A 25,764-nucleotide genomic window follows, 5' to 3' on the forward strand; every position below is an offset into this window, starting at 1 on the left:
CTATTACATAACGGCAGAAATGACGGCAAGCGTTTATTCACTCACCTTTGTTTATGGGTGGACAATATTTGCTTTATTTTCTCCGCTTATGGGATTTTGTGTTTGGTACGCAAAAGGAAAAAGCTGGATTTCAAAGATAATTTCTATTGGCGTTATTATAGTAATGCTCGCGGCTTCAATCGTACTGTTTGACAAAATCAGAATAGCGGATATTCTATTTGCAATTATAACAGGCTTTATCCTGTTCAAAAAATAGAACTATCGGAAAGATGAAAGAAAGCGAGGTGTTGGAGTGAAAGACTTTGAAAAGATATATTCGGAATACTTTGATACAGTATTTCAATATACACTTTCCCTTTGCAAAGACGAGGCATGGGCAGAGGAACTCACTCAAGAGGCTTTCTTTAAGGCGCTCAAAAGCATTGGAAGTTTTCGTGGAGAATGTAAATTAAGCGTTTGGCTCTGTCAGATCGCAAAAAATACATTTTATACAGCGGCTAAACGACAGCAAAGACAAGTTGATTATCCATTAGATACTATCCCGGTTACTGAAAGCATAGAGCAAAAACTACTCAATAAAGAAACCGCTTTTGAACTTCACAAATTGCTTCATCGGTTAGACGACCCCTACAAAGAGGTATTTTGGATGCGTACTTTTGGTGAACTCTCCTTTGCGGAGATCGGAAGCCTTTTTGGAAAATCTGAAAGCTGGGCGAGGGTGACTTATCATAGAGCAAAATTAAAGATTAAGGAGGGCATAAAATGAAATATCCTTGTAGTTTGATACAGGACTTGTTGCCCCTATACCATGACGGGGTTTGTAGCGAAGAAAGCAGCAAAATTATTGAAAATCATTTGTCGGAATGTTCTTCTTGTAAGGACTACTACAATTCCCTTTGTGAAGCAGATGAAATCTTTACTGTTCCGCAAAATGCCGAGTTAGAGATGAAAAAAGCCGCGTCTTTTCGTTCAATAAAAAGAAGAATGCGAAAGAAGCAGATATTAGTCGTTGTACTTGCATTTGCTATATTTGCGGTTATATCATTTTCGACTGTTGGCCTTTTGAAAAAATCCGAGCAGGTAATTTCCTATGAGGACAATATCTCTGTATCAATGGTAGACGACAGCTTGATCGGCAGATTACAGAGCAATCAAGCGAATTACCTTAAAATAAAACAAGTGGAAATCGAAAATAACGGACAAACGGACACCTATTTGTTTTTCTATCTGTCGGGAACAAAATGGGACGACATTATTACGAATGATGATGTATTCTCCGAGTATGTCCTATGCGCTGCCGATAAGGGCGCAGAACACATTGATCGCGTGTTTTACTATACAGGGGACTATACCGGGATAGAAAGTATGGATATAGGTGATTTGCAGAAAATAATTGACAATTCCGTTTTGCTTTGGAGCAAATAGCAGCTTATATAAAAGATCGGAAAGTGGCGCACAAAAAATGCGCCACTTTTTTTGTAACGAATTGCAAGTTGCGTAGTCATAGAGAAAAGATGAAAGAGAGGTTTACTATGTTTCAGAAACTAAAGCGGAAGTGCCGCCCGACCACAATCTTATTAGCAATAGGCTTTTCCATTTCTATAATGTCCGTATTGGTTGGCATTAGCGCAATCAATGATATTCTGACTTCTTTAGCAGAAGCCGACCAAGAAGCACCCATATTTAATACCATGCAAAATACAGGGATTTCCCTTGCACTCTCAATTTATCTGTTTTCGATTGCGAATTGCCTTGTGGTTACAAACTATTGGATTATTACAAAGCGTCGAGATATGGCAATTCGCAAAGCGTTCGGCTGGTCAAATCGTAACCTCATTTTTGCGGTGGTATCAGAAATGGCAGAAATACTTCTTGTCAGCCTTTGCATAGGGTTTATTTTGATTGAGGTGTTTTCACGCATGACAGAGGGAGTCATATCCATTCATATAACACCTTTTTTCCTATGTGGTACGCTTCTGCTCTTGCTTCTTACATTGTTGATTTCCGTTATCATTCCTGTTATTCGCATTTTGAAAATACACCCAGCGGAGGTGATTTCTTAAATGAGGCTTTTAAGGTTATCTATCAAGGAAATTAGAAAAAAGAAGTTTTTTTCATTTTTGATATTACTTGTATGTGTTATTGCTATGCAGACGGTTCTATCTGCTATCACAAATGCGACCAGTGCAGCTTATCAGCAAAAAATATTTGAAAACAATATGGGCGTTGATATGGAACAGGTACTGCACTTGGATTACCAATATACAGAAGAAAGCCCGGAGTTTGCAAATGTGATCCGGCAATATCTTGACTATATCAAAGAACTTCCGGGCGTACAAGCAGTAGGCCAGTTTGACGCAACAGGTATGTATTTTTCCGAACTCGAAAACATGGACGAATATAGGGCAATCAATGGTGAGTTATTAAAAGGGCAAAAATACGAAGATTATCCGGGAATATCACAGCTATTAAGCATTGACGAAGAAATATTGTCATTTGTCAAAGGCGGTATTACAGAATACGCAGCTACTACAAGCGGTTTACTTCCTCTCTATGTAAGTGAGGTATTCAAGGATATTTTATCAGAAGGACAGATACTTACCGATAAACGCACAGGAGATCAGTATGAAATCGTTGGGTATATTCCCACAGGGGCAAAGTGGGTTGAAGAAGATGACTTAATCCGTTTCCCCTTGGTTTCATTAGACGGTTGGTTTATTGCTCCTTTTACGGAGCAAAGCCGTAATGATATTATGACGCAGCTTTCTTCTTTGCATAACACCTATATATTCCTTTCCGATAGTGCGGATATAAACTTTCTTAAAGAGCAGATTTCTACATATCCACTACAACATGGATTTGAAGCGTCAGCTATGCTTTTATCGGAGGAATATAAAGTATATCAATCAGAAACGGCAACATTTACTACGCGGCAAATGATACTTGCGATCTTTATTTCTATTATGGCAATTAGTTCCGTCGTTGCAGTTTTTACTACCAATACTTTGTTGAAAAAGAAACAATATGGCATTTGGATTGCAAACGGTTTTACTCTCTCCGATATAGCGACTGAAATAGCTATTGAAATATTCATCATCATTTTCTGTTCGGGTATTTTTGCTTGGGGAATGAAATGGATAGAGTTTGCTCAAAGTACAGATCTGTTCAAAACTGTTTTGCTAACAGCGCATATCAGATACACGCTTCCAATCTGTATTGTACTTACTTTTGTTTTGACGGGAATTGCAGCGTTAATCCCTATAACAAAATTATTGAAATATCAGCCTTGCGAGTTGATAGGAGGAGATACAAATGGCAACGATTGAATTAAAAGACATAACAAAAGAATACAGAAGTGATGAAATTATTACTCCGGCTTTGAAAAATATCAGCTTAAAAATAGGCACTGGTGAGTTTGTAGCAATAATGGGGGCTTCAGGCTCCGGCAAGACAACATTATTAAACATTATAGGCTGCATGGACGTTCCTACCAGTGGTACATATTTGCTTGATAACGAAGATTTAGGGGGTGTAAAGGAAAAACGCTTATCTTCTATTCGCGGTAAAAAAATATCATTTGTCTTTCAAAACTTTGCCCTTATCGGAGATTATACCGTATTTGAAAATGTAGAAATACCTTTGATAAAGCAACCGTTATCAAAAGCTGAACGAAAGAAAAAGGTCTTATCTGCATTGGAACTTGTAGGCATATCTAATTTAGCCAAAAAGAAACCGTCGAATATATCCGGCGGTCAGAAGCAACGAGTAGCAATCGCAAGGGCGATTGTATGCGGAGCCGAAACAATACTCGCGGACGAGCCAACAGGAGCATTGGACAGCAAAACAGGAAATGAAATTATGCGGGTATTTTCAGACTTAAACAATATGGGAAAGACGATCATTCTTATCACACACGATAAAAATGTTGCGTCCTACGCGAAAAGACTAATTACCATTCAAGACGGGAGGATTTTAAGTGATGAAACAATATAAAAAAATCGCGGTTTGTTTATTTGCTATTTGCTTTGCCTTTGCTCTTACAGCTTGCAATGACAGCGATCCAGACGAGTTTACTTCTCTGCAAAGTTTTGAGTATCACTTTTTCCCCGAAGAATATGAGGAAGAATATAGCGAGTACGAAAAGGTGATTACGCTTGAAGCCGATACAGATTATCAATTCAAAGTAGACGCAGCTTGCGAAAGCGGAACAATAGAAATCAGTCTTACCTATGAGAACGCGGAAGAAAAAATGTATATCGTCAATTCCTCTGCTCCATGTAATGATAAAATAAATATTCCTGCAAATACAACGGAAACAGCTTGCTTTACGATCACTATTGTTCCTGAAACCAAAGGTGATGTTGCAGTAGAAGTATTAACACGATAACGATAGATAATCAGGCAGTTTATTCACTAACCGTAGTCTGTAATTTTGGACTGAAACAAAGAAGCATAATAGTTTAATAACCTGCCGGACGACGGCAAAGAAAAAAAGCCGTCGTACAGCAGGTAATCGCCATGCCTTAAACACACCTGCGGCGGCTTTGAGAAAATCAAGGCCGCCGTTCTTTCTGCCCTTATGAGAATGACGACCCTGTACTGAATGTAGCGGCGGCTTTAGGAGGGAGCCGCCGTGAAGCAAAGACTGCTTCGACATAATTCGGCAGGGATTTACCTGCCAAAAAAATCCTGACCGCCAACCGGCCTCCATCTGCTTATGAACAGGCACTATCGAGGCTGGTTCATAAGACCTATAAGACGCATATAAAAAGCGCCAGCCACCGTACATCGGAAGCTGGCGCTTTTCCTTGTCGTTTTTTCGGGAATTTTCCCGAACGGTGTCGCTCGCCGCCTTCGTTTCGGTTCACCCGTCAACCAGTGAATTGAAACGGAGGTACATTATGCAGAAGATCAATCTTCGGGACCTGTATCCCGATACATATAAAACCGACGTCTTTGTTGACGTGGCCGAGGAAGTCCTGGCCGCGATCCGGGGCCACCAGCAGGACGATGCGGCCTATGAGCGCCGGAAATTCCGGCATAAGGCCCACTACTCTCTGAACCGGGAGGATGGCATTGAAAACGATGCCCTCAACCGGCCGCTCACCCCGGAGGAAATCCTGGAGCAGAAACAGCTACGGGAAGAAGTGTATGCTGCGCTTATGCAGCTGCCCGCCATCCAGGCCCGGCGTATCTACGCCCGCTTTTACCTGAGCATGACGGTGGCCGAGATCGCCCAGATCGAGGGCACCGACCGCCGCCGTGTGTGGGACAGCATCCGTCGCGGACTGAAGAAGTTGGCGCGTCTGCTGGACGCGGCCCAATAACCTGACCGCTGCATAGCGACAAAAAGAGAGCCGGTGGGGGATTTTTATTCCTCCACCGGCTTATTTCTCCTCTGCTTTTTTATCTTGGTCACATTCGTCTGCCTGCGTCATCTCTTTTAGTTCATCAGCCAGCGCACGGGCCGAGTTTAACAGCGCCTTTCTGGCCGCCGGAGGGCACGAAAGGTAGAGCTGCCGCATATCGTTGGCGGATTGTTCATCTTCGGGCAGATCAAGATTCATCAGGGAGTCCAAGGACAAATTCAAAACTTTGCACAGCTCGCGCAAAACCTCAAAAGAAGGGTTCTTTTTGCCCCTTTCACAGCTTTGAACGTGCTTCAGCGAAACATGACTCAAATCAGCGAGTTCCTGTTGCGTCAGTTTTTTCTCCTTACGGGCTTTTTGAATTCGCCGTCCCAGCTCTTTTAACATCTCCATAGGTACTATCGTCTCCTTAATAATATTTTATCGTTCCTATTCTCTGTCGAAAAGAACCTTACAGGAGGCTCTTTTAGGCACGATAGTACCTATTTTATTTTGTTTACCAGATGTTTGCGCTGTGTGCAGCCTTGCCCAAACGGCAAGGCTAAAAATTTTTTCAAAAAATTTGCATAACAGGCGGGACAAATCGCCTGTTTTTGTCATGGTTATCAAGAAGGGGATTTTTCCTTCGCTGATCTTTGACAACTGAATACACGGCAGAACAGGTACATAACCCGCGTATGAGCGAGTGCAGGACGCCGCGAAGATGGAGCAGCCAGGAGGTGATGGACAAGCTGTTTCGGAGCGATCAACGGCCCTGTGCCCCGGATGGTGGCAGATTCGGCGCGATGAGGACGCGGGGGCTTAAAGATACTTCCTCACGGCCCGCCAAAGACTTGGGGGGAACCCTGCGGCGCACGTTATGAACGACGCTGCGGAGTTATGACAGCCGCGCCAGCGGAGACCTGTTCAGTCCCCAGCGTCAGGGATGCGTGGCAAATGTGGCGTGATAACCAAATTTGTTTCGTGGCGATCCCCGTTCGGCGCATGAGCGCCGGTGGGGATGCCTTTCAAAGTTAGATACCATGCGCTGGCAGTTTCGACTGCCAGCGTATTCATGTAACTTTGAATACGACCACAAAGAAAGGAGTACCCTTATGAGCCAGTTGATGCAAGCCTGTTCACCAACCACAACCGATGAATTGGTTGACATCCGTGAGGTTGCGGTAGATAAAGCACTGCCCAAAGAGGAACGGATTGCAGCATTTCTCCACCAAATCAAAAATCCATATCGTTTCCGCTGCGGCGATTTTGTGGTAAACGCTGCTTTTGCCAACAACGGAGTCACATTGGAGGAATGCCTGCAAGGGATTTTAAGGTGATCGACATCCTCGCTTTTTTCCAAATGCCATGTTACGATGGCCTTGGAAAAGGATGAAAACTGAAAACCTCAAAATCCACTCTTTTCTTGCGGGAACTTCCGGGAGGAAAGGAGTGCTTTTTCATGCCAAAATACCAGGCAACCTCTTACATTCGTCTGTCTTACACAGATGACCGCTCCAGCGAGAGCGACAGCGTTACCAATCAGCGAAAGCTGATTGAGAATTTTATTGAGCGAAACCCGGACATTGAAATCATATCCGAAAAAATCGACGATGGTTACAGCGGTATCATTTTTGACCGTCCGGCGTTTAAGGAAATGATGCAGGATATTACTGATGGCAAGATTAACTGCGTCATAGTCAAAGACCTTTCCCGCCTGGGGCGAGAATACATCGAAACCGGGCGCTACCTGCGGCGGGTGTTTCCCGCTTATGGGGTCCGCTTTATTGCAATTACAGACAATATCGACACCGCCCATGAGAACAGCGGGGACGATCTGACTGTATCTGTCAAGAACATTATGAACGAAGCCTACTGCCGGGACATTTCCATCAAAACCCGAACCTCTTTGGATATAAAGCGGCGGAACGGAGATTTTGTTGGGGCCTTCCCCGTTTACGGCTATATGAAGTCGGAGGAAAACAAAAACCTGCTTGTACCAGACCCTTATGCGGCCCGTGTTGTCCAGGACATTTTTCGTATGCGCCTGGATGGGACAAGCGCACTGCGGATCGCCACTATCTTAAATGATATGGGCATCCTGTCGCCACTGGCCTATAAGAAAAACAACGGTTTCCCTTATGCTAAACATGGGTACACGGACAAAGAGGATTGTAAATGGTCTGCTACAACAGTTATCCGCATTTTGCAGGACGAAACCTATACTGGCACGCTGGTACAGGGAAAACAGGGTACGCCGCACTATAAAATCAAACAGATGGAGCAGCGGCCATCCTCTGAATGGATTCGCGTTCCCGATGCTCATGAGCCACTGATCCCCAAGCAGGATTTTGAACTGGTTCAGCGTATCCGCAGGCTGGATACCCGCACGTCACCAAAGAAAGATACGGTATATTTGTTCTCCGGCATCTTGATCTGCGGCTGCTGCGGGGCGCGCATGACGCGGAAAACGAACCGGGTCAAGGGCAAGGAATACCACTATTATTACTGCCCCACCGGGAAAAAGCATGGCTGTACCAATCCTGTGATGCTCAAGGAGAGTGATCTGGTGGAGTGTGTCAAGGACAGCCTGAAGGGGTACATAGACAATGTGACCTGCCTGCAAGCCATTCTGGACGGTATTGATCAGAACAGCATCAACCAGGCGCTGGCGAATGAATACGCTTCCCACATTGCAGCCAATGAGCGGCAGTTGGCGCAGGCGTTGGAGTTTAAGGCCCGCCTTTACGAAAACCTTGTTACCGGCACGATCAACAAAGAAGAATATACCGACTACAAAGCCAAATACACAAGGGTTGCGGAAAATGCGAAAGAAGCAATCCGCACTCTGAAAGATAAGCTGTCCGATGTGTTGGAAAACCGAAGTGAGCGAAACCGTTGGATTTCTCATTTCACGCAGTTTTCCACGATGGAGACCCTGGACCGCAAAGCTGTGGTCCACATGATACAAAGCATCAAGGTGATTGGGAAAAAAGAGCTGGAGATCACCTTCACATATCAGGATGAATACCAGAAAGCAATTCAGCTGATTCAGCTGGCGGAGCAAACAAGCCAAAGAAAGGTGGGATGATTTGTGGCAAGAAAAAGCAGAAAAGAAACTGCGGTGCTTCCTGCGCCGGAGATAGATACAACTTGCCGTGCAGGAGTTTATGTGCGGCTTTCCGTTGAGGATAAGCATACCCGAACCGCCTCTATTGAAACCCAGCAGCTGATTATCGCCCGGTATCTGGAGCAGAACCCGGAAATCATCGTGATTCAAACCTACATTGACAACGGTGCAACGGGCACGAATTTTCACCGGCCCGGCTTCCAGCAGATGCTCTCCGATATTGAAGCGGGCCTTATCAACTGTGTCATTGTCAAAGATCTTTCCCGCCTGGGGCGGAATGTCATCGACACTGGCTACTATATCGAGCGGTATTTTCCCACACAGGGGGTCCGATTTATCGCTGTGAACGACCGCTATGATTCTTCTTCCCCGGATAATGCCCACGATGGTATCATCATTCCGCTGCGGAACATGATTAACGAAGCCTACGCGCTGGATATAGCGAAAAAGATCAAAGCGCAGCAACGGCAGGCTATGAAAGATGGCAAATACGTTGGCGGGCGTACACCCTATGGATATTTGAAAGCCCCCGATGATTGCCACCAGCTGATCGTTGACCCGGTGGCGGCTGAGGTGGTCAAAACTATGTTTCAATGGGCCGCAGAAGGCGATGGTCTGAACACCATTGCGGTTCGATTAAACGAGGCCGGGGTTCTCTCCCCAAGTCACTATAAGAAAAGGCTGGGCGAGATTACCCATGAGAATTTGATCGGAAATGGAAATTGGCAGACGCGCACGGTTGCCAAAATTCTCCGGGCAGGCGTTTATGCCGGCGATCTTGTGCAGGGCGTTTCCAAGGTCATCGACCACAAACAGGTCAGGGCCAGCGCCGATGAATGGACGGTTGTTCGTGATACCCATGAGGCCATTGTGAGCAGAGAGCTGTTCGATGCTGTACAAAAAGCCTTAGACCATGCTGCACAACAGGCCAAGGACAGGGAAATACATTCCTGGTCCCCCAATCTTCTGAGAGGGAAAATCTTTTGCGCCCACTGTGGGCACAGCCTTCACCGGCAAAAATGCGTCCGCAAAAAGACCCCGGATGTATATGTCTACCACTGCATCAGCAACAACCGCATCAAGAAAGGCGCTTGCCCTGGCACGTTTATCTTTGAAAAAGAGCTGTTGGATGCCCTGGCCGATATGATACAGGAGCAGCTTGATACCACGCTGGGGCAATACTCAATCGGCCTGGAAAGCCTCTCCAAAGAAGCTGAGGAGCAGAAAAGCATTCAGGCTAAAATTACCAGCCGGAAACAGGAAATCCAACAGCTACGTACCTTCCAGTGCGGATTGTATGAGGGTCTGATCCAGAACCATCTGTCACAAGACGAGTATTTTGCTTTCAAAGAGAAGTACGAAGCCAAAATCGAGGCAATCAGCAAGGAAATTGAGCAGCTGAAAGCAGGGCTTACGATTATCGCCAGGCAGCTGGAACAGTATAAAATGCTATCCCAGGATGCACAGCATATCAAGGAAGATCGCCAGCTGACAGCAGCCCTGATTGACCGGCTGATTGAACGTGTGGAGGTTTCCAAGGAGAAACAGATTACAGTTCATTTCCGTTTTCAAAGTGAATTTGAGCATGGTGAGGAGGTGCTGAACCAATGCAGAAATATGTAATTGCCCTATATATCCGCCTTTCCTTGGAGGATTACAAATACGACAGCATGAGCATTGAGAACCAGCACCTTGTGCTGAACGAGTTCGTCTCTTCCATGCCGGAATTCACTGACGCAGAGGTTCTGGAATTTATCGACAACGGATATAGCGGGACAAATTTTGAACGTCCCAAAGTCCAAGAGCTGATTGAATTGGTGCGGGCCAATCAGATTGACTGCATCATTGTCAAAGATTTTTCCCGGTTTGGGCGAAACAGCATCGAAACCGGCTACTTCATCGAGCGTGTATTCCCATTGTTTCACACCCGGTTTATCTCCATCAATGACGATTTTGACAGCAATCAGCACAAAGGTGATACCGGCGGGATGGATGTGGCATTCAAGTATCTGATCAGCGAGTATTACAGCCGTGATATGTCCATGAAAACCAAAAGTGCCAAGTACGCCAAAATGCAGCGGGGAGAATATCAGAGTAAAATTTGTCCTTATGGGTATCGCAAAAGCGCCGATGGCAGAATGGAGCCAAACCCGGAAACCGCTGTTGTGGTGCAGCTCATTTTCCAGCTTGCGGCAACCGGCATTGGGGCGGCAGCCATTACCAGGGAATTATTTAAGCGGGGCATCCCAACCCCAGGAGAATATAAAGCCGCTCATGGACAGCAGTACCACGATGTCTCACGCTCCCGTGGCCGCTGGAGCGGTTCTACGGTTCTCCGTATCCTGGGGGACGAACGCTATATCGGCTCCTATGTCATCGGGCGTCGTGCGGTCATTGAAGTGGGTGGTACGCGGAGCCGCAGGAAGGACCGTGACAAATGGTTCATTATTTCCGACCATCATCCGGCAATCATTGAGAAGGAGCTGTTTGAGAAGGTGCAGGCTGTGCAGCGCCGGTTTTCCTTACCGGCCCGGAAAACCAGAGAGTACCCACTGAAAGGCAAGGTCTACTGTGGCTGCTGTGACCATGCACTTTCCCGCATTGCTCAAAAGAAACCGTTTTATATGTGCCGCCATTCGACTGCCGATGCAAACAGCCGCTGCCATACTATACGGGCGGATGCTGCCGGGCTGGAAGAAGCGGTGCTTATCACATTGAAAAAACAGCTGGAAATCCTGCTGCCTGCACATGAGGACGGCACCCTTCACCTGGATGCCGCTGCCGCCAAATGCTCCGAGTATGAGAAACAGTTGGAAGATTTGAAAGGCCAGAAGCAAGCTCTCTTTGAACAGTATCTCCTGGGGCAGACTGAGCTGGACACTTATAAATCGCAGAAAGCAGTTTATGACGCAGAAATTCTGAAAGTCAAAAACGCCTATGCTGCTGTCACCGCTCAGGCAAAGCTGAAGCGGGAAGAACAGGCCCGCCAAAGCAGCCGACAAGAGATTGCTCACTCGATTGCGGAAGCAGATGTGCTAACCTCCGAGCTGACCGATCTGCTGATTGAAAAGGTGTATGTCTTTCCCGACAACCGCATTGAGATTGTTTACAAGGTCCATGACTTCTTTTGAATAACTGATGATACAAAAACAGAAAACCCAGGCTATCAAATCTATCTTGGTAGCTTGGGTTTTCTGCTTTTCAGAATTATATTTTTTTTGTCGTGTGCTTGACATACGGGTGGCGCAGATCGTGGAAGCGTATCTTCCGCAGGCCGTGGTCGGCCAGCAGCTTGGCGAAGCCGTCGGTCACCGCGTTGGGCAGGATGAGATTACCCATCTCGTCCACGAACAGGTAGCCCTTGTACTTCTGGTTGTAGCAGTTGCCGCAGAGTTTCTCGTTGTAGGCCTGCTGCTCCTTCAGCGCCCGCAGCCGCTGTGCAAAGCTGGCCACCAGCGGCAGGGTGCGCAGGCTGGACTTGGTCTTGGCCCGGTCGGCCTCCACCAGAACGTGTTTGCCCTCCAGGTTGGTGCTGGTCACGATGTGGCGGATGGTCAGGGTACCCGCCTCAAAGTCTACGGCATCCCACCGCAGGCCCAGCACCTCGCCCCGGCGCAGCCCGTAGAAGGCCGCAAACTGGATGATCAGTTCCAGCCGATGGCCCCGGGCGGCTTCGAATAGCTGCTCCATCTCCTCGGCGGTGTAGTAGGCGGCCAGGTACTTCTCGGGCTTGGGACGCTCCACCTTGTCCACCGGGTTGCCGGGGATCAGATCCAGCTTCACGGCGTATTTCAGCGCCTTGTGCAGGTTGGCGTGCTGCCGCAGTACGCTGGTGGCTTTCAGCGTTTCCAGCTCGTGGAGGTAGAAACTCTGGATATGCCGCGCCTGCAGCCCGCCCAGCGTGATGCCGGTGGGCTCGAAGTAGGGGACGATGTGGTTCTTCACATTGAAGTTGTAGGAGGACCAGGTGGTCTCCTGCACAGCGGGGCGGATGATTTTCAGCCAGTAGAGCATATAGTCACTGAACAGCATATCAGGGCTCAGTTCCTCTTTGCAGTTGGGTTTGGGCGGCGTGAAACTGCGGCGCAGTTCCCGCAGCATCTCCTCCGCCCGTTTTTTGTTGCCCTTCACAGGTAGTCCGGTGGCGTGCCAGGGCTGTTTGCGCTTGCCGTCGGCACCGGTATAGCTGAGCACCATGTAGTAATATCCGTTTTTCTCTTGCAGTCGGCCTGCTACCATAGGCATTTCTCCTTTCATACTCGTTTGTACGGGTTTCCGGGTCCAACACAACAATACCCGGAATCCCTGGTAAAAGCCAGTCACAAATCTACACAAGGATACGCCCTTGTTTTGGGTACGAATCTACCAAAGCGCCCGCGTCGGGAACTCCCCGGCGCGGGCTTTTGGTATGGTTGTGGTTCAGCGCTCCAGACCGCGGCGGCGTTTGCGGTGGCGGGCTTTTTCCTCGGCCCGCTGGCGGGCCTGCTCCTCCAATGCCTGGCGGCAGGCGGTGGTGGCTCGTACCCTTCGGAGAATCCTGTCACAGACTTCATCCTCGTGCCGCAGCGCCTTGATCTGGCGGGTCAGTGCGGCCCGGCGTTCGGCGGTACCGGGCGGCGGGACCTTGTGCCGCATCAGCCGGGCACAGTCGGCACGCTCCTTGCAGAGAGCGTCGATCTGCGCCGCCAGTTTCCGGCGGTGGGCCTCCACCTCGTCGGTGGTGTGGAAATCCCGGTCAAAGCAGAGGTGCATCTCCTCCAGCGTGCGCTCCACGTTGCGCCAGATCGCTTCGATCTCAGGCCAGTTGATGGCCGCCCGGGGATTCGGCTTGGCCTGCACCTTGTACCGGAAGTAGAGATACTGCCGGCCCAGGTGGGGCTTGCGGAAGAGTTCGTCCAGCAGCCCCTTGTACCGCACCTTGGCCCAGGAACGGCAGGGGGGACGCCTGGGACGGTCATACCCGCCGAACAGGCTGTAATAGTGAGGGCCGAACTGGTAGTAGTGGGCGTCCAGTACCCGGGCCAGCGCTGGCCAGTCGAACTCCGGGCCCAGGCGATGCACCCGCACCGGACGGGGCCGTCCCCCTTGACGGCGGAAAGATTTTACGTTATAATACAAAACTGTACAGCAGCGACTGCTGCAGAAAGGAAACGAGTCAGCATATGAACGCCGACGGCGACGCCGAACCGGACCGACCCACTTTCGATCACGAACTTAGTATAAGAGCATAGCCCCGCCGGGAACTCTGGCGCAGGGCTGTGCTTTTTTGCGTTTTTGCCGCTGCGCAGAAATTCTGCGTCCCCTCTGCACACAAAGGAGCGTTTATTTCCGTGGAAAACTTACCCGCACAAATTTTACTGCAGGTCGTCTTTATCCTGCTCAACGCCTTCTTCGCCGGGTCGGAGATCGCGTTTTTGTCCCTCAACCCGGTCAAACTGGATAAACAGGCCGACAACGGCGACAAGACAGCCGCCCGGCTGCTGGCCCTGGTCGAAAACCCCAACCGCTTTTTGTCGGCCATCCAGGTAGCCATCACGCTGTCAGGCTTCCTCGGCGCCGCCTTCGGTACCGAGAACTTCTCCGGCTATCTGGCGGATTTCCTCAGCGGCCTGGGCCTGCCGCTGCCGGCCGGGGTGGTGTCGGTGTTCTCGATGGTGGTGGTCACCATCGTCATCTCCTTCTTCTCCATCGCCTTCGGCGAGATGGTGCCCAAACGCATCGCCATGCAGCAGCCCGAGGCCTGGGCCCGCATGGCCCTGGGCGTCATGCACGGCATCAGCGTGGTCTTTGCGCCCATGATGGCCCTGCTGAACGTGACCACCAACGGCACGCTGCATCTGCTGGGCCTCAAGACCGAGGCCGAGGAGGCCGCCGCCAGCGAGGAGGACATCCGCCTGATGGTGGAGAACAGCGGCGAGCAGGGCGCCATCGCCCAGGAAGAACAGAAGTGGATCGAGAACGTGTTCGACTTCGGCGACCGGGTGGCCAGCGATGTGATGACGCCGGAACCCGACGTGTCGGCTTTCAGCCTGGATGAAGAGAACGACGTTATTCTGGAGACCATCCAGAAGACCGGCCTGAGCCGCTACCCCGTCTATGAGGACAACATCAACGACGTGCGCGGCGTGCTCAACGCGCGGGACTTCCTGCTCAACCTCCAGCGGCAGAACCCCTGCCCGCTGGAAAGCCTGCTGCGCCCCGCCTACTTCGTGCCGGAGAACGTGCACGCGGACCGCCTGTTCCGCGATATGCAGGCCCAGAAACATCATCTGGCCATCGTGGTGGATGAGTACGGCGGCACGGCGGGCATCGTGACCATCGAGGACCTGCTGGAAGAGATCGTCGGCAACATCTACGATGAATTCGACCCTGAGGAACCCATGCCGATCCAGCAGATCTCGGACGGCGTCTGGCGGGTGGAAGGCGGCCTGCGGGTGGAGGAACTGGCCGACGTGCTGGACGTCGACCTGCCGGAAGATGCCGACTACGATACCGTCAGCGGCATGGTCATGAGCTGCCTGCCCTCCATCCCGGAGGACGGCGCCCAGTTCACGGTGGAGACCAACGGCCTGCGCATCCGCGTGGAGAACGTGCAGGACCGTAAGGTGGACAGCGCGCTGGTGGAAAAACTTCAGCCGGAACCCGCGGCGGAGGATGAGCGGGACGAGGGCGACAAGGCCGAGCCCTCGAAGGACCGCAAGGACAAAGAGAAAAAAGACAAAAAGGAAAAGAAAGAAGACTGACCTGCAGCGCCCCGCCGCATCTGCCGCGGCGGGGCGCTGTGCGCGGCAGGAGAAAACAGAATGCAACAACTTACATTGCGGCAGCGGCTGCTGGTGGCCAGTATGCTGTTCGGTATGTTTTTCGGCGCAGGGAACCTGATCTTCCCTGCTTCCATGGGGCAGCTGGCGGGGCGCAGCATCTGGCAGGCGTCGGCCGGCTTCCTGATCACCGGCGTGGGCCTGCCGCTGCTGGGCGTGGCGGCGCTGGGCATCAGCCGGGAGGAGGGCCTGCTGCAGCTCAGCAGCCGGGTGGGCCGGGCCTACGGGCTGTTTTTTACCTGTGTGCTGTACCTGACCATCGGGCCGTTCTTTGCCATTCCCCGCTGCGCCACGGTCTCCTTTACCGTGGGCATCCAGCGCCTGATCCCGGCAGAGCGGCAGCCGCTGGTGCTGGCGGCCTTCTCGCTGGCGTTCTTTGCGGCGGTGCTGTTCTTCTCGCTGCGGCCGGGGCAGATCCTGACCTGGATCGGCAAACTGCTGAACCCGCTGTTCCTGTGTTTCCTGGCGGTGCTGGTGCTGCGGGCGCTCGCCGCGCCGATGAGGGACGCGGCGGCGGTGGAACCCGCGGGCAATTATGCCGCGGCGCCCTTTGCCACCGGCCTGCTGGAAGGCTACAACACCATGGACGCGCTGGCGGGGCTGGCCTTCGGCATCATCGTGGTGCAGGCCATCCGCCGTCTGGGCGTGGAGGAACCCGGCCAGGTGGCCCGCAACACGGTGCTGGCGGGGCTGCTCAGCTCGCTGCCGGAAGCCGCCCGCGGCGCGCTGCACCTGCAGCCGCTGATCGACGCCGCGGTGCGGTGGCTGCCGCTGTACGCCCAGGGCTTCGGCTGGGTCTGCCCGGCGCTGGCCGGGCTGGCCGCCGGCCTGGCGGTGCGCCGCCTGCGCCCCCGCAGCTGAAAGCCGGCCCCCGGCAGCGCCTTGCGGCGCTGCCGGGGGCTTTTGCATGCTTGCTACCGTGATGCGGCCCCGGTGACGGTGATGACGATGATGACGGTACGGGGGCCGCACCCTCTTCACCAGCCGGTACCGTACCAGACGGTAAAGGGGATCTGCCGGGATCATCGTCACTGCCGTCATGACCGTCATTCCTGTCACAGGTGAAGCACAGCAGCCGGGTGTTGGAGGTGCGCCGGGACTGGTAGCGGATGCCCTGCGGGGCAAACACCGTGTAGAAGTGCTCCACCAGTTTGCGGGTGAACTGGTTGGGCTGCACCCCGGTGATAGCCGCGGCAGTCAGCAGTTCGGTGGCGGTGCCTGTCCAGCTGCCGGTGCGCTGGATAAAGTCCGCCGCCCGCCACAGATAGTCCGGAACGGCCTTTCGGACCTGCGCCTCGGCGGTTTCCTCCTCCAACAGCTGCCAGATACAATCCCGGGTCTGCAGGTGAAGGGTGCAGCTGTCCATGTCACGGCCTGTCACCAGAAGCCGGGCTGTGTCGCTCATTCGCTGGCGCTGCAGCAGCCAGATGGTGTCGGCGGCACCCATCAGGCCATTGGACCCGGAAATCTGCTGAAACGGGTCGGATGCGCCCTGTTTGCGCAGATGATGCACCAGCAGCAACCCGATGCCGCGGCGGTCCGCCAGGGATTTCAGCGCGCTCATATCCTGGTAATCGCTGGCGTAAGCGCCGTTGTTCGGGTCGGCGGTGCGGACCTTCTGTAAGGTGTCGATGACCACCAGCCCGGTTTCGGGGTGTTGGGACAGGAATTTCTCGATCTGGAGTTCCAGTCCGTCCCCGATGGCGCAGCTTCCGGTCTGGAAGTACAACCGACTGGGAACGGAATCCTCGGTCAGGCGGAACAAACGCCCCTGGATGCGGGCGTAGGTGTCCTCCAGACAGAGGTACAGTACAGTCTGTGGCTGAGTGGTGCGGCCCCAGATCTCGCCGCCCCGGGCCAGCTGCAGGCAAAGCCACAGGCACAGCCAAATCGGGATAGTCGGCAAACAGCAGGCCATAGCAGGCTTTCAGCTCTTTTTCCGGGATGAGGCGTTTCGCAGACATGCGACCCTCGTAGAATGGAAGTGTACGGATTGGATAATCATAGGCAAATCTCCTTTCTGTAATCATTTGCGGATGTTCTATTAAACTTTCGCAAATTTGATAAGAATATTATAATTCGCAAAAAAGCGAACGTCAATATATTTCGCAAATTTGTTACAATTTCCTTGTAAAACAGGGAAGGGTAGGGTACAATGAATACAAAAAGACGCGCCCACGGGAAATCCGTGGACGCGATAACGGCTTGGAGAGGAGCAAAACCGTGACAACCGGCGAAAAAATCAAGCGGATACGCCGCCATCGGCAGATGACGCAGAAGGAACTGGGAGAGAAGATCGGGCTGGGCGCAGGCGGCGCCAACCGCATCGCCCAGTATGAGATGGGGTATCGGATTCCCAAAAAGCCGCTGCTGGAGAAGATGGCCGAAGCGATGAATGTGTCTGCGATGGCCTTGTCGGAAGGCGGAAACGGTGCGGCTGCCGATATGATGGAACAACTGTTCTGGCTGGATGAGGAAGTGCCCGGTATTATCAACCTGGTCCGGACACAGCGGTCCGAGACCCGGCACAACGCCAATCCGGATTTTTCGTTGCACTATGATGATAACGATGACTGGCCGCCGGACAGCCCTGTGGCCATGTGGTTCAATTCGACGATCCTGAATGATTTCCTTAAAGACTGGGCGGAAGTGCAGCGGAAGCTTCGCCAAGGAGAAATTACCGAAGCGGAATACTTTGAGTGGAAGATTTGTTGGCCGGAGAGTGCGGATAAATAATCTGAAAACAGTGAACGTTGTGGTTTGATAAGCAAGAAGACCTTTTCTCCCAAAGGATAGTAAATGATTTTGATAATATAAAAGGGCAGAATATAGAATTGTACAGATACAACATCGTAGATTAAATAATAATAAACAATAAGTATCCAAAAAGAGCTATATAGCCGATTTCGTAAAAATATTTTCTTAAAACGCATATAAAGCGTTGAAATCTGAGTTTATAATCTTTATAATATTACTTAAAGGAGGTGTGCAAATGCTTTGCCAGTTTTCGTTTCACAATTTTAGATCCTATAAGAGCGAAACTACCTTCGATTTTCAGGCGGCGACATTGCCGGAGTTTAAGGATACTTTGATTACACAGGATAAGGCATCCGACTTGCTACCAGTAGCGGTTGTGTACGGACCAAACGGTGGAGGTAAGTCTAACCTTCTGGAAGCACTTGCCTGCTTAATTTCGACTGTTGCAAGACCGGTCCATGAGTTGGGAAAAAATCGCCAGCAGTATATCTTCCAGCAGAAAACGGAAGCGGTTCCATTTTTATATGATCACGAATCAGCGTCTAGTCCTACTGAATTCAGAATTTATTTTAGAATAGAAAACAACGAATATTGCTATTATATTTCCTTGAAAGATGAAGAAGTTATATCGGAAAGCCTATACCGAAAGATAATTGGTGCGAAAAGGAGCGCAACGATTTTTGAACGTGAAGGAAGCACCATAGAACTTGGGTACACCTTATCGAAGGAAAGAGGAATTAATACTGCCGTAAATCCCAAGATGCCATATGTGTCTTTTCTGGCTATCAACTATGATATTCCCGAAATCAATGAAGTGCTATACTGGTTTGAAAGCTGTATCGTACAGAATTATGCGCACCCCATGGTGGAGCATCGGATCATGTTGAGCGATGATGATAAGTTTAAGCAAAATTTGCTAAAGGCTCTGCATGATATGGACATTGATATCGTGGATTATCGGTACGATGAAGAAACAAAGCGGCTATTTACACAGCGGCAGATCGGTGAGCAAAAGGTTGAACTTCCGTTTCAGGAAGAATCCGAAGGAACCCGCAAAATTATTGCAGCTTTACCCATCTTGCTTATGGCTCTTGCACAGGGGCGCTTAGTTATTATTGATGAATTGGACGCAAAACTGCACCCAAAGCTGTTGCGATATGTGATCTTTTTGTTTAAGGATAAGAAAATCAACCAGCATGGTGCGCAGCTGCTGTTCACATCTCACGATATGTACACTTTAAAAAATACCGTTTTTCGCAGAGATGAGATTTGGTTCGCTGCAGAAAATGCGAAGCATGAGAGCGAAATTTATTCCCTGTATGAAATCCGCAATGAGGATAATGAGAGAGTAAAGAACACCGCTGCATATGACAAGCAGTATATGGAAGGCCGATATGGAGCAGATCCGTATCTTTCCAATATGCTTGGGGGTGAATTCGAGTGAGCTTGAAGCCACCCAAAAAGAGCGATATGGGCAAAAGCTGGATGAAAGGCCGACAGGATCGAGTGAAAAGGATTCAGCCGGAATATCATCTGATTGTCACAGAAGGCACAAAAACTGAACCAGCCTATTTCGAAGCAATAAAAAATGAAATCAACCGACGCCATCCTCAAAAAATCCAATTGCAAATTGAAGGGGCGGGTCTTAATACCGTTTCACTGTTTGAGAAAGCAAAGGCCCTCGTTGCAATATCGCCAAACGTGTATAAGCATGTATGGATTGTATATGACACGGATGATTTCCCTGCGAACACATCAATGAAGTGCAGAATTTGTGCGAAATCAATTCCAACGAGGAAACAGAATATCATGCGCTTTGGTCCAATTAGTGTATTGAGTTATGGTTTCTTTTGCATTTTTGCTACTTTCAATCTGATGTTTCCAGAAATGAATATTTCCCGAAGTTAAGCCAGTTGATGTGTGCACAGGGATTGGATGCGTACCGGAAAAATCGAGAGGATATGTATCAGGTGTTATTTCCCTATATGGAGACTGCTATTGCCAATGCCAAAAGGTTGGCGGCGAAAAACGAAGGGAAAACGCCGGCAGAATCCGCTCCGGGAACAGAGGTATATAGGTTGGTTGAAAAATTAAAACCGTATCTTCTGGAAGAATAGGCTTTTGCCGAAAAAATTTAAAAGCCAAAAAATGAGCCGTATGAACGAAATCTCCGGGAAGGTCCGAAGATGGGTTCATACGGCTCTTATGGTTTATTGTGCAAAGGCGTTTCCCTTGGTAAAGGGGGCTGCCTATTGCTTTTAGGATTATTTGCTTTGCAGTGCGTTCAGCAGCTCGCTAGCGGATTACTGCCTTACAAAAGGCGTTGTGCTTGCGCTGGATGTACTCCTGATAGGCTTCAAAGTCGGTCATGGAAATTCCCCCTCTCTGAATAATAGTGCGGGGCGGCAGCACTCCTTGCTGTCGCCCCTTGATTGCCTATCTGCAAAGGCGGGCGGGGCTGCGGGCGGCGGCGCGTATGCGCCGTTCATCTTGACCGCCCGCTGGCTCGGCTGGCTTTGCTATTACCTTGCGGTAAACGTACATGGATATGATCGCAGTAATCACTTCCGTGATCCAAAACGCATTCCAGACGCCAACCGCTCCGAGAAACCTGCTGAGTAAAAACGCAGCCGGGATGAGTACCACTACATACCGGCAAAGAGAAATCAGTAAGGAGGGCGTGCCTTTCCCCAGCCCCTCCAATGCGCCGGAAGAAGTAACAGAAACCGCCGAGACGATAAATCCGGCCCCGATGATGCGCAAGGCAGTTTCCCCGGCCTGGATCGTCGCTTCCGTGTGGGTAAACAGCCCTATCAGCTGGCCGGGGATCAGCAGACATATCGCGGTTCCAAGCACCATAATGATACCGCTCATGCACAAAACAATCTGATAAATCTGGCTGACTCGTTTGTGCTCCCCTGCACCGTAGTTATAGCCGATCAGGGGGCGCATCCCCTGCACAATGCCATTCGCCGGAAGATAGATGAAGGTCTGCAATTTGTAATAGATCCCCAAAACCAGAATATACACTTCGGAATAGGCAGCTAAAATCGCATTGAGCGCCGAAATCAAAAGAGACGGAAGTGCAAGATTCAGGGTTGCGGGAATGCCGATAGAATACAGCTTGATGACCATCTTTTTGCTGGGCAAAATGTACTGCCTGCGGATATGCACGCGAATTGGCCGCAAAAGATAGACTACAAGGTAAATCGCCAGTGTCAGAGCCTGTCCGATGCCGGTTGCCAGCGCAGCGCCTTCCATTCCCATTTCCGGGAATGGGCCATAGCCAAAAATCAGAACGGGGTCTAAGACGATGTTTGTGATGCACCCGCACATCAGGCTGATCATGGTTGTCTTCATGTTTCCTACTGCCTGGAACAGTTTCTCAAACGCCATGCTGACGGTAACAATGAGCGTAAAGGCGAACGCAACGATAGAATAGCGGACGCCAAGTTCAATGACCGCTTCGGATGAAGTGAACATCCGCAGGAAAACCGGCATGATGGCGATACAGCAGACTGTCATAACAACGCCATGAATGATAGCAAACACAAGCCCCTGTGTAGCGGCTTGATCCGCTTTGCTGTTATCGCCCGCGCCCAGATGGAAAGCGATCACTGCGTTGATTCCAACACCAAATCCAATTCCGACAGCATTGATAAAATTTTGAACCGGGTAAACCAGTGATAACGCCGTCATAGCTTCCTCGCTGATCTGTGCGACAAAAAAGCTGTCTACAATGTTGTAGAGGGAATTGACCAGCATGGATAACACCATCGGCAGGGACATGGATAAAATCAGCGGTAATACCGGCTTCTCTTTCATGAAAGTATCGTTCATAATTCCTCCTTCGCAGAACACGCTATGATTTTTTTACGGTGATACCAAGCCATCATTATGAGAGCAACGAGCAAGGTGCCGGTTTCCGCGACAGGGAATGCAAGCCAGATTCCGTTCAGATGGAACCATTTGTCCAGACACCATAGGGATGGAATAAGGAAAAGCAGTTGCCTGCATAATTGAATCGCCATGCTGGAACCTACTTTTTCTGTGGCCTGAAAATAGGTGGAAATCATAGTAGAAAGACCGCAAAACAGATAGCTTGTCGCCATAATCCGCATAGCGGATATTCCAAAGGAGCGCATGGCTTCCGATGCCGTAAACAATCCCAAAATCTGCGCCGGAAAAAGGATGACAGCCAACGTCCCCAGTATCATCATGCCGGTGACCAAAGCAGTTCCGTATCGGAAAGCGGAATGCAGCCGTTCGCTGTTCCCTGCGCCATAGTTAAACCGCATGACTGGCAGGCAACCCTGGATCAAGCCATTTACCGTCATAACAATCAACTGCTGCACCTTAAAATATGCACCGAAGAATGCAATCGCCGTATCAGAATACGCCACCAGAAACAGATTGACGAACGTCACCATAAACGAACTGAGGGCGTTCATAATAAAAGATGGCAGGCCAAAGGCAAAAATACGGCGGATCATCTGTTTCTGCAAATGAAAGCCTTTGATTTTTACCTGCACTTTTTGCTTTTTGCCCAGCAGCAAAGCAAACGCCAAAATCATGGACAACAAATAACCCGCAACAGTAGCCACCGCAGCACCGCGGATTCCCATAGCCGGAAAAATACCAATACCAAAAATCAGGATAGGGTCGAATACAAAATTAACGACCACGCCCGCAATCTGGAACCACATGGGAGCAACCATATTCCCGGTGGCCTGTATCATCTTTTGGATTGCGATATGCACCATATTGGGGATTTGCATGAACGAACATACACCCATATAGGCAATACTCAACTGATAGATTTCTTCATTACTGGTGAATGCCCGAAAATAGGGTTTCATAATCAGTAATGACAGAAGATTGAGCAAAGCACCAATTCCAAAGGCCAGCAATAATCCATGTGTGACGGTGGCATTCGCCTCATCCTGCTTTTTCTGTCCAAGATACCCCGCAATCAACACATTCACACCAACGCCGATCCAAATAGAAGCTGCGTTCATCAGAGTTGTAATGGGAAACGACAGGGAAACCGCCGTCAACGCATTCTCACTCAGCCGCGCTACAAACGCGCTGTCTATCAGGTTATAGGAATATTGCAGAAACATGGAGATCAGCGGCGGTATCGACATTTGCCAGATGAGTTTTCCAACGGGCGCAACCGCCATTTTGTTATTGGTCTGCATACTTTCCCTCCTCTCCACAAAGTGTCCGGCGCAAAAAAAATTGCGCCGGACAGCAGGTTATTAAATCCGAACAATATAGTTTTGTTTGCGTGCTGCGGGCTGACCGGCTTCCTTAGCTGGATAACCCAATGCAATCGCTCCGACGCCACGCAAGGTTTCCGGCAGCTTCCACTCCCGCAGGAGAGCCTTACCGCTTTCACTGTCGAAAATCTCACGTTCCCGATGTACCCATACGGTTCCCAGCCCAAGAGCATGGGCGGCGAGCATCATATTTTCAAGGACGCAGCTTCCATCCTCTACAAAGGTGTTTGCGGAGCCATCTGCCAGAACCAAAATCACGACAGGCGCGCCATAATAAGGGTCTGTATTGTTCCCCATCACTTCTGCGTTTAACCTGGCGATTTCCTGCCGGTATTTAGGGTCTGTGATTGCAATGATGGTAGGGGATTGACGTCCTCCGCCGGTAGGTGCATAAGTCCCGGCTTCCAGTACAGCGTCCAACGCCTCGGAAGGGACAGGTTGCGGTTTGTAAGCCCGTACACTACGGCGCGTCTTGATCAGAGATAAGAAGTTGTTTTCCATAAAAAATCATCCTCCATTCTGTCAACATTTCCGAGATGCAGGCAACAAAAAAGCCACACAACTATCATAAGACAGTTGTGTGGCAAAAAGATGACCGAATCCGGAAAAGTCCACTCAAATTTTACGTCTATTATTATAGCGAGCTTTCGGGAGACCGTCAAGCATCAATCTTTACGGAATTGTGGCGGCTGTCTGTTGCTTTTTGTGTTACTTTATGGCACATGAGCATTTGCTCTGGGGTCATCACAAACACCTCCGACGTGCCTTTCAATTTGCTTTATTATAGCATGCCGAACCGGGAAAAGGCTATTGGTAGCAGGAAAGACTTCTGAAAAAATTGAATAGAGCGATAATTTTGGAGCGACCCGGAATGCGGGATGGAGTAATTTGTCCGCTTGTTGCTTCAAAAGTGCTCAAAGTTGTGTAATGGCGGGAAGTGCGCATCTATTTCTACAGGATATCAACCGATTTTTTCGGCTTCTAATTATTTGCTAATTTTTGCTAAGGTACCGTCAAGAGTTATGCGCAAATTTGTTTGCAGGGTCTGGCATGAGTGAAGTCAGCCAGCAATGGAGGCATCTTCAAGGGCGGCCTCCAGGTGCTTCATGTTCATGTACTTCTTGTTGCCCCACTGGGTGCCGGCCACATGGCGCAGCCGGGCACAGACCAGCATAAGGGCGGAATTGCCGTCCGGGAAACTGCCCACCACACGGGTACGGCGGCGGATCTCCCGGTTGAGTCGTTCAATAACGTTATTGGTACGGATGCGAGTCCAGTGCTCGCTGGGAAAATCGCAGTAGGTCAGCGTCTCCTCAATGCCATCCTCTACCTTCTTGGCCGCCTCTTTCAGTTTCATGGAGCGCAGTTCTTCCACCACAGCTTTGGCCTTTTCCCGGGCTGCTTTCTTGCTTTCCTGGGCGTGGATCGCCTTGAGCATTTTGGCTACCAGTTTTACCTTGGAACGAGGAGTGACTGAGAACACATTGCGGTAGAAATGGACAGTACACCGCTGGTACTTGGCTTCAGGGAATACTTCTTCTACAGCCTCCAGCATACCAAGGCACTTGTCGCCAACAATGAGTTTCACACCGTCCAGACCTCGGCCACGCAGCCACTGGAAGAAGCTGACCCAGCTGGACTTGTCCTCCTTCATGCCCTCGGCGGCACCCAGAACCTCACGGTATCCGTCCTCATTGACCGCAATTGCCACAAGAATGGCTACGTTTTCAAATTCGCCGCCCCAGTTACGGCGCAGATAGATCCCATCCACATAGACATACGGATATCGTCCGCCTTGCAGAGGACGGTTCCGCCAATCCTCGATGTGGACATACGCTTTCTTGTTTAACTCACTTATAGTGGAGGGAGAGACTTTGCTGCCCCAGAGGGCCTCGGTAATATCCTCCACACGCCGAACGGATACGCCTGCCAGGTACATCTCAATGAGGGCTTCTTCCACGCTGCTCTCCCGGCGGCGATACCGCTCAATGATGGCGGTTTCAAAGGAGATCCCCTTGAGCTTGGGCACCTTCAGGGTAACGTTCCCGGATGTAGTGGTGAGATTTCGGTTGTAGTGGCCGCTGCGATAGCCCTGACGCTGCTCATTGCGCTCGTACCGGGCCGCCTGGGTCAGCTTCTCCGCCTCGGCCTCCAGCAGTTCGTTGAGGGTTTCCTCTACGCTGCCTCGTACCAGTTCTTTGATTTGACCCTTGATTACTTCCTCGTTAAGCTGTACAATCTTTTCGGACATGGTTTGCTGTCTCCTTTCAGAATGGTGTGTCGTGACTTCATTCTACCAGAGGGCTGCAAACCATGTCTCTTTTTATCTACTTTTCAATTTGCGAAACTTATTGTACCTTATCTTTGCTAATTATGATTATTAGAATAATGATTAGAAAAAACGGGGCCGTGTTATACAGACTTCG

The 25,764-nt window shown here is 50.2% G+C and carries 23 protein-coding genes and 4 pseudogenes; 18 read left to right on the forward strand and 9 right to left on the reverse strand.

All coding sequences use genetic code 11. The annotated features are described in order from the left end of the window. The 8 genes and pseudogenes from ABGT73_RS00005 to ABGT73_RS00040 all read left to right on the forward strand — a co-directional run. Nucleotides 1–256: pseudogene (locus ABGT73_RS00005) on the forward strand (hypothetical protein); the annotation flags it as partial. Between the two features lie 36 nt (nt 257–292). Then, the gene (locus tag ABGT73_RS00010; protein WP_346667808.1) at nt 293–766 is read left to right on the forward strand and encodes an RNA polymerase sigma factor; all 474 of its coding nucleotides are present in this window, start codon (nt 293–295) and stop codon (nt 764–766) included. Then, complete coding sequence (locus tag ABGT73_RS00015) at nt 763–1,425, forward strand: zf-HC2 domain-containing protein (RefSeq protein WP_346667809.1); 663 nt, start codon at nt 763–765, stop codon at nt 1,423–1,425. The genes ABGT73_RS00010 and ABGT73_RS00015 overlap by 4 nt, the downstream gene beginning before the upstream one ends. A gap of 107 nt (nt 1,426–1,532) precedes the next feature. Further along, on the forward strand, nt 1,533–2,063 hold the full coding sequence (locus ABGT73_RS00020; protein ID WP_346667810.1) for an FtsX-like permease family protein: 531 nt from the start codon (nt 1,533–1,535) through the stop codon (nt 2,061–2,063). After that, nucleotides 2,064–3,326, forward strand: coding sequence for a hypothetical protein (locus tag ABGT73_RS00025; protein ID WP_346667811.1), 1,263 nt, complete (start codon nt 2,064–2,066; stop codon nt 3,324–3,326). Next, nucleotides 3,313–3,993 (forward strand): ABC transporter ATP-binding protein, encoded by a 681-nt coding sequence (locus ABGT73_RS00030; RefSeq protein ID WP_346667812.1) that lies wholly within the window; start codon nt 3,313–3,315, stop codon nt 3,991–3,993. Before ABGT73_RS00025 ends, ABGT73_RS00030 begins: the two co-directional genes overlap by 14 nt. Continuing rightward, nucleotides 3,977–4,387 (forward strand): hypothetical protein, encoded by a 411-nt coding sequence (locus ABGT73_RS00035; protein WP_346667813.1) that lies wholly within the window; start codon nt 3,977–3,979, stop codon nt 4,385–4,387. Before ABGT73_RS00030 ends, ABGT73_RS00035 begins: the two co-directional genes overlap by 17 nt. A gap of 514 nt (nt 4,388–4,901) precedes the next feature. After that, complete coding sequence (locus ABGT73_RS00040; protein ID WP_346667814.1) at nt 4,902–5,327, forward strand: sigma factor-like helix-turn-helix DNA-binding protein; 426 nt, start codon at nt 4,902–4,904, stop codon at nt 5,325–5,327. Between the two features lie 60 nt (nt 5,328–5,387). On the opposite strand, the gene ABGT73_RS00045 is transcribed toward ABGT73_RS00040, so the two are convergent. After that, nucleotides 5,388–5,762: a helix-turn-helix transcriptional regulator gene (locus tag ABGT73_RS00045; protein WP_346667815.1), complete on the reverse strand. Its 375-nt coding sequence runs from the start codon at nt 5,760–5,762 to the stop codon at nt 5,388–5,390. A 701-nt stretch (nt 5,763–6,463) separates the two neighbouring features. Between ABGT73_RS00045 and ABGT73_RS00050 the strand changes: the two genes are divergently transcribed. The 4 genes from ABGT73_RS00050 to ABGT73_RS00065 all read left to right on the forward strand — a co-directional run bounded on the left by ABGT73_RS00050 (nt 6,464) and on the right by ABGT73_RS00065 (nt 11,609). Further along, on the forward strand, nt 6,464–6,688 hold the full coding sequence (locus ABGT73_RS00050) for a DUF6870 family protein (protein ID WP_346667816.1): 225 nt from the start codon (nt 6,464–6,466) through the stop codon (nt 6,686–6,688). Nucleotides 6,689–6,810: 122 nt separating this feature from the next. Further along, entirely contained in the window at nt 6,811–8,439 is a 1,629-nt protein-coding gene (locus tag ABGT73_RS00055) for a recombinase family protein (protein WP_346667817.1), read from the forward strand. A 3-nt stretch (nt 8,440–8,442) separates the two neighbouring features. Continuing rightward, nucleotides 8,443–10,101, forward strand: a complete 1,659-nt coding sequence (locus ABGT73_RS00060) for a recombinase family protein (RefSeq protein WP_346667818.1) — start codon at nt 8,443–8,445, stop codon at nt 10,099–10,101. Continuing rightward, nucleotides 10,086–11,609, forward strand: a complete 1,524-nt coding sequence (locus ABGT73_RS00065; RefSeq protein ID WP_346667819.1) for a recombinase family protein — start codon at nt 10,086–10,088, stop codon at nt 11,607–11,609. Before ABGT73_RS00060 ends, ABGT73_RS00065 begins: the two co-directional genes overlap by 16 nt. Before the next feature lie 76 nt (nt 11,610–11,685). Here the strand turns inward: ABGT73_RS00065 and ABGT73_RS00070 are convergent, their stop codons facing one another. Then, entirely contained in the window at nt 11,686–12,717 is a 1,032-nt protein-coding gene (locus ABGT73_RS00070; protein WP_346667820.1) for a tyrosine-type recombinase/integrase, read from the reverse strand. Nucleotides 12,718–12,897: 180 nt separating this feature from the next. After that, entirely contained in the window at nt 12,898–13,545 is a 648-nt protein-coding gene (locus ABGT73_RS00075; RefSeq protein ID WP_346667821.1) for a hypothetical protein, read from the reverse strand. Nucleotides 13,546–13,808: 263 nt separating this feature from the next. Here ABGT73_RS00075 and ABGT73_RS00080 point away from each other — a divergent pair, with 263 nt between their 5' ends. Beyond that, nucleotides 13,809–15,221 carry a hemolysin family protein gene (locus ABGT73_RS00080; protein ID WP_295342958.1) on the forward strand — a complete coding sequence of 471 codons (1,413 nt, stop codon included), beginning with the start codon at nt 13,809–13,811 and terminating at the stop codon, nt 15,219–15,221. A 60-nt stretch (nt 15,222–15,281) separates the two neighbouring features. Next, nucleotides 15,282–16,160, forward strand: coding sequence for a branched-chain amino acid transport system II carrier protein (brnQ, locus tag ABGT73_RS00085; protein WP_346667822.1), 879 nt, complete (start codon nt 15,282–15,284; stop codon nt 16,158–16,160). 640 nt (nt 16,161–16,800) lie between these two features. Here the strand turns inward: brnQ and ABGT73_RS00090 are convergent. Beyond that, nucleotides 16,801–17,217, reverse strand: a pseudogene (locus tag ABGT73_RS00090) (AAA family ATPase); the annotation flags it as partial. Nucleotides 17,218–17,522: 305 nt separating this feature from the next. Here ABGT73_RS00090 and ABGT73_RS00095 point away from each other — a divergent pair. The 4 genes from ABGT73_RS00095 to ABGT73_RS00110 all read left to right on the forward strand — a co-directional run bounded on the left by ABGT73_RS00095 (nt 17,523) and on the right by ABGT73_RS00110 (nt 20,173). Beyond that, nucleotides 17,523–18,035: a helix-turn-helix transcriptional regulator gene (locus ABGT73_RS00095; protein WP_346667823.1), complete on the forward strand. Its 513-nt coding sequence runs from the start codon at nt 17,523–17,525 to the stop codon at nt 18,033–18,035. Nucleotides 18,036–18,291: 256 nt separating this feature from the next. Beyond that, entirely contained in the window at nt 18,292–19,500 is a 1,209-nt protein-coding gene (locus tag ABGT73_RS00100; protein WP_346667824.1) for an ATP-binding protein, read from the forward strand. Next, on the forward strand, nt 19,497–19,964 hold the full coding sequence (locus ABGT73_RS00105; protein ID WP_346667825.1) for an RloB family protein: 468 nt from the start codon (nt 19,497–19,499) through the stop codon (nt 19,962–19,964). The genes ABGT73_RS00100 and ABGT73_RS00105 overlap by 4 nt, the downstream gene beginning before the upstream one ends. After that, nucleotides 19,907–20,173, forward strand: a complete 267-nt coding sequence (locus ABGT73_RS00110) for an RloB domain-containing protein (RefSeq protein ID WP_346667826.1) — start codon at nt 19,907–19,909, stop codon at nt 20,171–20,173. The genes ABGT73_RS00105 and ABGT73_RS00110 overlap by 58 nt, the downstream gene beginning before the upstream one ends. Before the next feature lie 181 nt (nt 20,174–20,354). Here the strand turns inward: ABGT73_RS00110 and ABGT73_RS00115 are convergent. The 5 genes and pseudogenes from ABGT73_RS00115 to ABGT73_RS00135 all read right to left on the reverse strand — a co-directional run. Continuing rightward, nucleotides 20,355–20,468, reverse strand: a pseudogene (locus ABGT73_RS00115) (sigma-70 family RNA polymerase sigma factor); the annotation flags it as partial. Nucleotides 20,469–20,492: 24 nt separating this feature from the next. Continuing rightward, nucleotides 20,493–21,896 (reverse strand): MATE family efflux transporter, encoded by a 1,404-nt coding sequence (locus ABGT73_RS00120; RefSeq protein WP_346667827.1) that lies wholly within the window; start codon nt 21,894–21,896, stop codon nt 20,493–20,495. Then, complete coding sequence (locus ABGT73_RS00125) at nt 21,893–23,257, reverse strand: MATE family efflux transporter (RefSeq protein WP_346667828.1); 1,365 nt, start codon at nt 23,255–23,257, stop codon at nt 21,893–21,895. Before ABGT73_RS00125 ends, ABGT73_RS00120 begins: the two co-directional genes overlap by 4 nt. A 60-nt stretch (nt 23,258–23,317) precedes the next feature. After that, nucleotides 23,318–23,839 (reverse strand): nitroreductase, encoded by a 522-nt coding sequence (locus ABGT73_RS00130; RefSeq protein WP_205151839.1) that lies wholly within the window; start codon nt 23,837–23,839, stop codon nt 23,318–23,320. A 559-nt stretch (nt 23,840–24,398) separates the two neighbouring features. Continuing rightward, a pseudogene (locus ABGT73_RS00135) lies at nt 24,399–25,598 on the reverse strand (IS256 family transposase); the annotation flags it as partial. Nucleotides 25,599–25,764: the final 166 nt, after the last annotated feature.

This window comes from uncultured Subdoligranulum sp. (assembly GCF_963931595.1).
In the GTDB taxonomy this organism is placed as follows: domain Bacteria; phylum Bacillota; class Clostridia; order Oscillospirales; family Ruminococcaceae; genus Gemmiger.